Here is a 10,368-nt window from a genome sequence, read left to right as displayed (position 1 = left end):
GTGAGGCGGTGGGTGTCGAGGGGGCCGTCGATGGCGATGGTGATGGGGATGTTGTAGGCGGTGCTGCCGGGGTGGAGCTGGTCGAGGAACCAGAGTCGTTGCTGGGCCCAGGAGAGCGGGACGACCTCGCCGGCGGGCCGCGGGCGCGGACGGTCCGGAGTGGCCCCGCCGTCGCCGAGCCGCGGAGCCAGCAGCGCCGGTGACGGACACTCGAACACCGCCGCCAGCGCAACCTCATGGCCACGCTCGCCCAGCTCCCGAACCAGGCGCATGGCCTGCAGGGAATCGCCACCGGCGGCGAAGAAGTCGGTGTCGGAGAAGACCGGGACACCGAGCACGGCGGCCATCCGCTCGGCGATCAGCCGCTCCGGCGCCGTTCGGGGGGCCTGGCCTTCCGCGACGCGCGGAGCGGTGGCGGTCAGCGCCCGGTGGTCGAGCTTCCCGTGGTTCGTGCGCGGCAGCCGCTCGTGTACGGCGTACCCGGCGGGCCGCAGATGCCGGGGCAGCCGGCGGGCGGCGAGCAGCCGTAGTTCGTCGGCCAGGCCGGACCCGTCCATCCCGGTGCCGGCCGCGACGTGCGCGATCCGGTCGGCGGTGACCGTGACCTCCCGGACGCCGGGGTGGGTGGCCAGCACGGCCTCGATCTCGGCCGGTTCGACGCGGTGACCGTCGACCGAGAGCTGACGGTCGGCCCGTCCGGAGTAGACGATGCTGCCGTCCGGTCCGAGCCGGCCCAGATCGCCCGTGGCGTATCCACGGGCCCCCGGCGTGGCCGGGTCATGGGCCGGCCGGAAGCGGTCCGCGGTCAGTCCGGGCCGGTCGCGGTAGCCGAGGGTGAGCCACGGTGTCTCCAGGAACAGTTCCCCGAGTTCGCCGACGCCGCACGGCTCGCCCGCCGGGTTCAGCAGCCGCACGGTCACCCCGTCGATCCCCGTCCCGATCGGCGGCCGGGCCGGGCCGTCGGCACGGACCTCCTGCCACGTCATCACCTGTGGGGTCTCGGTGGTGCCGTAGACGCTCACGCAGCGCACCCCGGGCGCGATCGCGGCGAGCCGTGCCACGTCGGTGGCGGAGATCGCCTCTCCGCCGAGGAACGCGTACCGCAGCGGCAGCGATCCGGACAGCGAGGTGGCCACGACGAACCGGGCCAGCGCCGGAGTCAGGTGGGCGACCGTCACCCCGGCGGTGTCCAGCCAGGCGGCCAGGTCCTGCTGTTCGCCCAGCGGTGCCGGACCGGGAACGCAGAGCGGGGCGCCCAGGCTCAGCGGTGCGAACACGTCGCGCAGCAGCGGGTCGTGACCCAGCCCGGCGAGCAGCGCGAAACGATCCGTCGCGGTCAGGCCGAACGTCTCCCGCTGGACGTCGAGGAAGTGCGCCACCGGCCGGTGTGTACCGGTGACCGCCTTGGCCGCCCCGGTGGTGCCGGAGGTGAAGAACACGTAGGCCGGATCGTCGGGATGGCTGCGGATCCCGTCCGGGACGGTGTCCGCCAGACCCGCCAACGGCCACGGCGCATCGTCGGGCAGGGCGAGGACGCCGGCCGGCGGGACGCCCGGGACGGTTCCGCCGGTGGTGTCCACGACCACGGCCGGCCGCAGCACGGTCAGGCATTGCGCCACCGCGGCCGGCGGCGCATCCGGGTCGACCACGCCGACCGTGGCGCCCGCCTTGAGGACGCCGAGCAGCGCCGCCACCAGGCCGGGACCGCGACGGGCGTGCACCGCGACCGGGTCGCCGGGCCGCGCCCCGCGGGCATGCAGCGCCTGGGCCACCTGGTTGGCGCGGCTCTCCAGCGTCCGGTACGACCAGTCGCCGGTGGGCGTCACCAGCGCGGTCCGGCCGGGATGCCGCGCCGCCACGGTGCTGAACCGTTCGTGCAGCAGCGCCGGACCCGGCTCGCGCGGCGCGCCGGGCCGGGGCAGCTGCGGCAGCGGCGTGCGCAGGTCGAAGCGGTTGATCCGGCGCTGCGGCGCGGAGGTCGCGGCGGCGAGCACCGCGCCGCACTGCCGCAGCAGCGCCTCGATCCGCGCGCCGCCGAACAGATCCGCGTTGTACGAGGCCACGAACTCGAAGCCGGCGGGGAGGTCGCGCAGGTAGAGGGTGAGGTCGAACTTGACCCCGACCTCCTGCGGCTCGCCGAGTTCGGCGGTCAGGCCGGGAGCCAGCGTCACCGGGCCGCCGGGCACGTCGACCATGTTCACCAGCACGTCGAACAGCGGCGTACGGCCGGGGTCGCGGTCGGCGTGCAGCCGGCGCAGCACCGCCTCGAACGGGACGTGCTGATGGGCGTACGCCTCCAGGCTCGCGTCCCGGACCCGGTGCAGCAGCGCCGAGAACGACGGGTCGCCGGACAGGTCGGCGCGCAACGCCACGGTGTTGACGAAGCAACCGATCAGGCCCGCGGTCTCCGGCCGGTGCCGACCGGCCACCGGGGCACCGACCACGACGTCGTCCGTGCCCGCCTGGCGGGACAGCACGACGGTCAGCCCGGCGAGCAGTACCACGAACGGACTGACCCCGGCCTGCCGGGAGAGCCGGTGCACGGCCTGGCTCAGCGCGCGGTCCGCCCGCCATTCCCGCCGGGCACCGCGGTAGGTGCGGACCGCACCCCGCGGCGCGTCGGTGGGCAGCTCGAGCACCGGCGCACCGGTCAGCCGGCCGGCCACCCGGTCCAGCGCCGCGGTCTGCTCGGCGTCCGCGAGATGCTGCCGCTCCCAGAGGGCGAAGTCGGCGTACTGCAGCGGCAGCGGGGCGAGCGGACCGGCGCCGCGGTACAGCTGGGCCAGTTCGTCGACCAGCACCCCCACCGACCATCCGTCGCCCGCGATGTGGTGCAGCGTCAGCAGAAGGACGTGGTCGTCGGCGTCGAGCCGTACCAGCCGGGCCCGGAGCAGGGGCCCCTGCCGCAGGTCGAACGGGCGCCGCGCCTCCTCGTCCGAGATCGTGGCGAGCCGGGCGGCGCGCTCCCCGGACGGTGTGCCGGCCAGATCCACCACCGGCAGCGGGCAGTCCGCGGCCGGCCGGACCCGCTGCCGGCCGGTGCCGTCCGGGTCGGTCTCGATGACGGTACGCAGTACCTCGTGCCGGGCGACCAGAGCGTTCAGCCCTCGGCCGAGCGCGTCCGCGGACAGCGGCCCGCGCAGCCGCACCGGAGCCGCCATGTGCAGGGCGGGATTACCCGGATCGAGTTGCTCCAGCACCCAGAACCGCTGCTGTGCCGAGGAGAGCGGGATTCGCTCCGGCCGGGGACCCGCGGCCGGCCCGGAATCGGCGACCCGTACCCCGGCCGCGCGCAGCCGCTCCTCGAACAGAGCCTGCCGCCGGCTGTCGATGCTCATGCGGTCCGCACCTGCTTCCAGATCTCGGCGATCACTTCGTCCTGCCCGGGCTGCGGCACCAGGCCGGCGATGGCGCGGGCGACCCCGGCGACGGTCGGCTCCGCGAAGAAGTCCGCCACCGGAACCTCGACCTGGAAGACCGACCGGATCCGGGCGATGATCTGCGTGGCGAGCAGCGAGTGCCCGCCCAGCGCGAAGAAGTCGTCCAGCACCCCGAGCGGCCGGTCCGGCTCCAGCAGCTCGGCCCAGATCTCGACGAGAACCTCCTGCACCGCGTTCTCCGGGGCGACGTAGACGGTCTCGGCGTACTCCTCGGCGTCCGCCTCGACCGGTCCGAGGCGCTGGATCGAACCGTCCGCCCGGCGCCGGGCCAGTTCGCCGGTTGCCACCCCGTCGGGCAGCATCAGCTGGCCGGCCACGTCCACACCGGCGGGCCGGCCGGCGACGTCGACCAGCGCGAAGCGCCCGGTGCCCACCTCCACCTCCGCGGGCACCGGTGCCGCCTCCGGCCAGGACAGCTCGGACAGCGGCCGGTGCGGGCCGGCGGTGACCGCGGCCAGCAGGGCGGCGAAACGCTCCGCCATCCGGGCTACCGTGGCGGCCTGGAACAGGCCGGTGTTGTACTCGAACGTGCCGCGCAGCCCGTCGCCGTCGGCCCAGACCGACACGGTGAGGTCGAATTTCGCGGTGCCGGTGTGCACCGGGAGCACCTCGGTCCGCAGGCCGGTCAGCGCGGGCACCGGCCGCGGGGTGTTCTGCAGCGCGAACACCACCTGGAACAGCGGATTGCGGGTCAGGTCGCGGGTCGGCTGCAGCTCCTCCACGACCAGTTCGAACGGCACGTCCTGCCGGGTGTACGCGTCCACGCAGGTGGTCCGGACACGCTGCAGCAGCGTGCTGAAGGTCGGGTCGCCGGTGAGGTCGGTACGCACCGCCACGGTGTTGGCGAAGAAGCCGATGAGTGCCTCGGTCTCGGTGTGCCCGCGTCCGGACACCGGCGAGCCCACCACCACGTCGTCGGCGTACCCGTAGCGGCCCAGCATGGTGCTGAACGCCGCCATCAGCACCATGTAGAGCGTCGTGTCGGTGCTGCGGCACAGCTCGTGGACGGCGCGCGTGGTTTCCGCGCCGAGTGCCCACGGCAGGGTGGCGCCGGCGAACGTCTGCACCCGGGGCCGTTCCGCGTCGGCGGGCAGGCGCAGCACCGGCGGGTCGGCGAGTTCCTTGACCCAGTAGTCCAGACCCTCGCGCAGCTGGGCCGGGAGTACCGTGCGCTGCCAGGCGGCGAAGTCGGCGTACTGGATCTCCGGGAGGTCGGGATCGCCGGGCGCACCGCCGACCGCCGCGTCGTAGCCGGCCACCACGTCCCCGGTGAGCACGGCGAGCGACCAGCCGTCCGCGATGATGTGGTGCAGCACCAGCAGCAGGACGTGTTCGTCCGGGCCGAGCCGGAAGAGGGTGGCCCGGACCAGCGGTCCCCGGGCCAGGTCGAACGGTTCGGTGGCCGCCGCTCGCAGGGCGTCGTCCAGTGTCGCGGCGTCCGCGCTCTCGACGGTGCGGAGGGCCAGCTCCGCCTCCGGCCGGACCAGTGCGACCGGCCCGTCCGGCCCGGCGACGAACGTGGTGCGGAGACTGTCGTGCCGGCGGACCGTGCGGTCCAGCGCCTGTCGCAACGCACCGGTGTCCAGCCTCCCGCGCAGCCGTACCGCGACCGGGATGTGGTAGGCGGCGTTGCCGGGGACGAGCTGGTCGATGAACCACAGCCGCTGCTGGTTGAACGACAGCGGCGCGGGCCCGTCGTCGGCGCGCGGAACCAGCGGGGGCCGGGCCGGGCCGGCCCGGCGCCGCCGCCGTACCACGTCGGCGAGTTCGGCGATGGTGGGAGCGCGGAACACGCTGCCGTCGCCCAGATCGACGCCGAGCGCGGAGCGAACCCGGGCCACCACCTGCATCGCCTGCAGGGACTGGCCGCCGACCGCGAAGAAGTCCTCCCGCATCCCGATGTGCCGGCGGTCGAGCAGGTCGCACCAGATGCCGTGCAGCACCTCCTCCACCGGGTCGCCCGGGGTGTCGGCCGCCGCGGCGTCGCCGTCCTGACCGGCCGGTTCGGGCAGCGCGTCGCGGTCCACCTTGCCGTGTGCGGTCAGCGGGAGTGCGGGCAGCCAGGCGAAGGCGGCGGGGATCTCGTACGCCGGCAGCCGGTCCCGCAGGGACGCCCGGACGGCGCTGAAGGCGATCGGTGCGTCCTGCGGAACCAGATAGCCGACCAGCCGCGGTTCGCCGTGCCGGTCCGGGCGGACCACCACCGCCGCGTCCCGTACCCCGTCGCAGGCCCGCAGCGCCGCCGCTACCTGGCCCGGTTCCACCCGGTAGCCGCGGATCTTCACCTGGTCGTCGGCGCGGCCGGCGAAGTGCAGGTCGCCCGCCTCGTCCAGACGGGCGAGGTCGCCGGTGCGGTACAGCCGCGCGCCGGGCACGTCACCGAACGGGTCCGGCACGAAGGACGCCGCGGTGAGACCCGGCCGGCCGTGGTAACCCCGGGACACGCCCAGCCCGCCGATGTAGAGCTCGCCGACCGTGCCGACCGGTACGGGCCGGGCGCGCCGGGGGTCGAGCACGTGCAGCGTGCAGTTGGCCACCGGGCGGCCGATCGGCAGGGTGTCACCGGGCAGCGGGCCCCCGGTGGCGCGGTATCCGGTGCACCAGACGGTCGCCTCGGTGGGCCCGTACTCGTTGTACAGGGCGGCGTGCGGCAGCAGTTCGTGGTGGCGGACCGCGAGTCCGGCCGGGCAGGCCTCGCCGGCGACCACGACCGAGCGCAGGTCCGGCAGGCCGCCCGGGCCGAGGTGCTCGAGCAGCACCTGGTACAGCGGCGGCACGCTCTCGAAGTGGCTGATCCGGTCGCGGCGCAGCACCTCGAGGTGGTGCGCCGGGTCCTGCGCCCGGCCCTCCTCGGGCAGCACCAGCGTCCCGCCGTCGAGCAGCGTCCAGAACAGGCCCGCCACCGAGCTGTCGAACGCCAACGACGAGATGAGCAGGAAACTGCGTACCCGGTCCGGGAAGTAGCGGGTCCGGGCCCAGGTGGAGGCCATCAGGTTCGCGTGGCTCACCATGACGCCCTTGGGCAGTCCGGTGGATCCGGAGGTGTAGATGAGGTAGGCGAGATTGTCCGGGCCGGTCCGGCCGGCCGGCGGTGCGATCTGCGGGACGGGCCCCTCGAACAGGTCGTCGACCGGGACACACGTGATCCCGGCGTCGTCCGCCCGGGAGCGCAGCCGGTCGTACGTGACCAGCACGGGTGCCGCCGAGTCGGACAGCACGTGGGCGACGCGCTCGGCGGGCGAGCCGGGGTCGATGGGCACGTACCCGCTACCGGAGATCAGCACGGCGAGGATCGCCACGACCGCCTCGGGGGAGCGGTCGAGCAGCACGCCGATCGGCGTCTCCGGTCCCGCGCCGAGTTCACGCAGCCGCACGGCGAGCAGATCCGCGCGGCGGAACAGTTCGCCGTAACCGATCTCCCGGTCACCACGCCGCACCGCGACGGCGCCGGGGTCCGCGGCGGCGCGTTCGCGCAGCAGTTCGTGCATGCAGACCGCCGGTACCGCGGCGGCGGTGTCGTTCCACTCCCGCAGCCGTTCGGCCTCCGCCGCGGTACGCAGGGTGATGTCGGCCAGCAGCGCGCGCGGATCGGCGGTGGCCTCCCGCAGCAGCACGGTCAGGTGCTGGGCGAGCCGCCGCACCAGCGCGCCGTCCACCACGTCGGTGTTGTACCGCCAGACGACGGCGAGTTCGCCGTCCTGCTCGGCGACCCGCAGCATCAGGTCGAAGCCTGCGGTGCGCTCCGGGATCGGCTGGTTGGCCAGCCGCAGGCCGCCCAGGTCGATCGCGCCGCCGGCCAGACCGAGCACGGCCGGCGCCAGACCGTCCAGGCCGGTGGCCCGGTCCCAGGCCAGCATCACCGAGAACAGCGGCGACCGGCTCGAGTCGCGTGGCATCCGCAGGTGCTCGACCAGTTCACCGAACGGGTACGTGTGGTGGTCCATCGCGGCGCGCACGCTGCGCCGGTTCTCCCGTACCAGATCGGCGAGGCTGAGCCCGTCGTCGACGCGTGCCCGCAGCACCACGGTGTTCACCAGGTAGCCGACCGTGCGGGCGGTGGCGGGGGAGTCCCGGAGCGCCACCGGGGTGCCCACCAGCACGTCCCGCTGACCGGTGTACCGGGCGAGCAGCGCCTGCAGCGCGGACAGCACGACGGTGAACCGGGTCGTGCCGGCGGCGGCGGCCACGTCGTCGATCCGGGCCACCAGGCCCGCGCCGAGCCGGGCGGTGTGCGTGTCGCCGGCCCAGGTCTGCCGCGGCGGCCGGGGACGGGCGTCCGGCAGTTCGAGGACCGGCAGGTCGCCGGCCAGCCGCGATTCCCAGTACCGGCGCAGCCGGGGCCGGTCCCGGGCCAGCTCGCGGCGATCCCGGTCGATGTGCTCGGCGAGCCGGCCGGCCGGCGGCAGGTTCGGCTCCCGGCCGGTGACCGCGGCGTCGTACAGTTCGGCCAGGTCACCGGCGAGCACCCCGAACGACCACAGGTCGACGGCGATGTGATGGGCGACCACCAGCAGCACCGGGCGGCCCTGGCCGGGCTGGAACAGGGTCACGCGGATCGGCAGGTCGGTGGTCAGGTCGAAGCGTTCGGCGACGGCCGCGGGCAACAGGTCGTCCCAGACCGGTGCGGCGACCGTCGGTTCGGTCCGCACCACTCGCGCCGGGACGGGCCGGACGTCGGAGACCGGCACGCCGTCCCGTTCGGGATGGACCGTGCGCAGGGCGGGATGGCGTTCCAGCAGGCCGCGGAAGGCGCGGTCGAGGGCCACCGGGTCGAGATCGGACTCGACGGTGAAGGCGCGGGCCAGGTGGTAGGCGGTGTTGTCCGGGTCCAGCCGCTGCAGCAGCCACAGCGCGTGCTGCCCCGGGGTGAGCTGGGCGACCGGCCCGGCATCGTCGGGGTCCGGACCGCCCGCGGGCACCGCGGCGACGGCCGCCTCGATCTGCCGGGCCAGGCCGGCCACCGAGACCGGGCGGAGTACCGCGCCGACCGGCAGACGGACACCCAGCGCCTCGTCCAGCCGGTGGACCAGGGTCACCGCGGCCATCGAGTCGAGACCGACCCGGTCGAGTTCGGTGTCCGGCCCGACCGCGTCGCGGGCGAGGCCGGCCGCCTCGGCGACCAGGGCACCGACGACGCTGTCGAGGTCGGCCGGACGGCCGTCCGGCGGCCGCGGGACCGGCGCCGGTGGGTCGCCGGCCGCCGTGTCGTCGTGGCGGGCGACGACGGTCAGCTCACCCGCGAGGAGTTCACGCTTCGCCGCGGACCGCTGGATCTTCCCGCTCGACGTCTTCGGCAGGGCGCCCGGTGCCAGGAACACCACGCTGTACGGGCGGACGTCCTGAGCCGCCACCACCGCGTCGCGGATCCGCTCCGCCACGGCCGCGGATCCGCCGGGGTCGACGGTGGCGGCCAGCTCGGCCACGACGGTCAGCTGCTCCTCGCCGTCGACCGACAGGCCGATGGCGGCCACGCATCCGGGGCGGACCTCGGTGGCCGCGGTGTCGGCCGCCTCCTCGATGTCCTGCGGGTAGACGTTGCGGCCGCGCACGATGATGACGTCCTTCGCCCGGCCGGTCACGTACAGCTCGCCGGCGAGAATCGTGCCCAGGTCGCCGGTGCGCAGCCAGGGCGTGTCCGCGGTGACGAAGGTGTCCGCGGACCGCTCGGCCGGGCCCAGGTAGCCCGCGGCCACGCTGGGTCCGCTGACCCAGATCTCGCCGACGGTGCCGTCGCTCACCCGGACGCCGTCGGCGGTGCGGATCTCGACGCGCTGGTCGGCATCCGCCACACCGCTGCTGAGGTGGGTGGCCGCCCCGCCGACCGGCACGGCGGTGCCGGTGCCGAGCGCGTGCGGGTCGAGCCGTACCTGCTTCGGCGGCTCCCCGACGGGCTTTCCGGTGACGATCAGGGTCGCCTCGGCCAGGCCGTAGCACGGCAGGAACGCGTCACGGCGGAAGCCGGCCGGCGCGAAGGCCGCGGCGAACCGGTCCAGGGTGGCCGGCCGGATCGGCTCCGAGCCGTTGAACGCCACGTTCCAGCGGGACAGGTCCAGCCCGGCCCGCTCCTCCGGCGTGGTCTTCCGGACGCACAGGTCGTACCCGAAATTGGGGCCGCCGCTGGTCGTCGCGCCGTGTTCGGACACCGCCTCGAGCCAGGAGAGCGGCCGGGTGAGAAAGCTCATCGGGGACATCAGGGTGATCGGGAAGTCGGCGTAGAGCGGTTGCAGGACCCCGCCGATCAGCCCCATGTCGTGGTACAGGGGCAGCCAGCTCACGCCGCGTGACTCGGTGGTGTGCCCGAAGAAGCGCCGGATCTGTTCCGAGTTGTGCAGCAGGTTGGCGTGGCTGAGCACCACTCCCCGCGGTGTCGCCGTGGAGCCGGAGGTGTACTGCAACAGCGCGGTGCTCGTGCCGTCGACGGCCGGTGGCCGCCACGTTCCGGGGTCGTCGTGGACGTCGTCGGTGGACAGCCGGGGCAGGGCCGCCAGTTCCTCGGCGCCCGGCAGGAAGGCGAGCAGCGGCTCGATGTCGCTGGTGGTGAGCACCAGGGTGGCGGCGGCGTCCCGGGCGATGCTGAGCAGCCGCGGCAGCGTACGCGACAGCCGGGCCGGGTGCGGCGGGAAGACCGGGACCGGGGTGACGCCGGCGTACAGGCAACCGAAGAAGGCGCGGACGTAGTCCAGCCCGGGTGGGTAGACCAGCAGGGCCCGCCCGCCCGGACCGGACCCGCGGAGCCGGACCGCGATGGCCCGCGCGGCCAGGTCCAGCTGGCCGAACGTCATCGTCTCCGGCGTGCCGTCGTCGTACCGGAAGGTGTAGCCGTGACCGCTGTCCGCACGCGAGCGGAGCAGGTCTACCAGTGTGGATGTCGAACGGTTCACCATTACCCCTGTACGAAGAGCGGACGGTCCGGACGGTGGGTAGGCGC

At 74.6% G+C, this 10,368-nt stretch carries 2 protein-coding genes; both read right to left on the bottom strand.

Annotation, left to right across the window (positions count from 1 at the left end):
- Window positions 1-3,338 (bottom strand): non-ribosomal peptide synthetase (locus LDL48_RS41885; protein ID WP_225260768.1); only part of this gene is annotated, 3,338 nt, incomplete at its 3' end.
- Window positions 3,335-10,321, bottom strand: coding sequence for a non-ribosomal peptide synthetase (locus tag LDL48_RS41880; RefSeq protein ID WP_308016560.1), 6,987 nt, complete (start codon window positions 10,319-10,321; stop codon window positions 3,335-3,337). The genes LDL48_RS41880 and LDL48_RS41885, both read right to left, overlap by 4 nt.
- Window positions 10,322-10,368: the final 47 nt, after the last annotated feature.

It is taken from the genome of Jidongwangia harbinensis, assembly GCF_020216025.1.
Taxonomy (GTDB): domain Bacteria; phylum Actinomycetota; class Actinomycetes; order Mycobacteriales; family Micromonosporaceae; genus Actinoplanes; species Actinoplanes harbinensis.
This window is presented reverse-complemented; position numbering and strand designations above follow the sequence as displayed.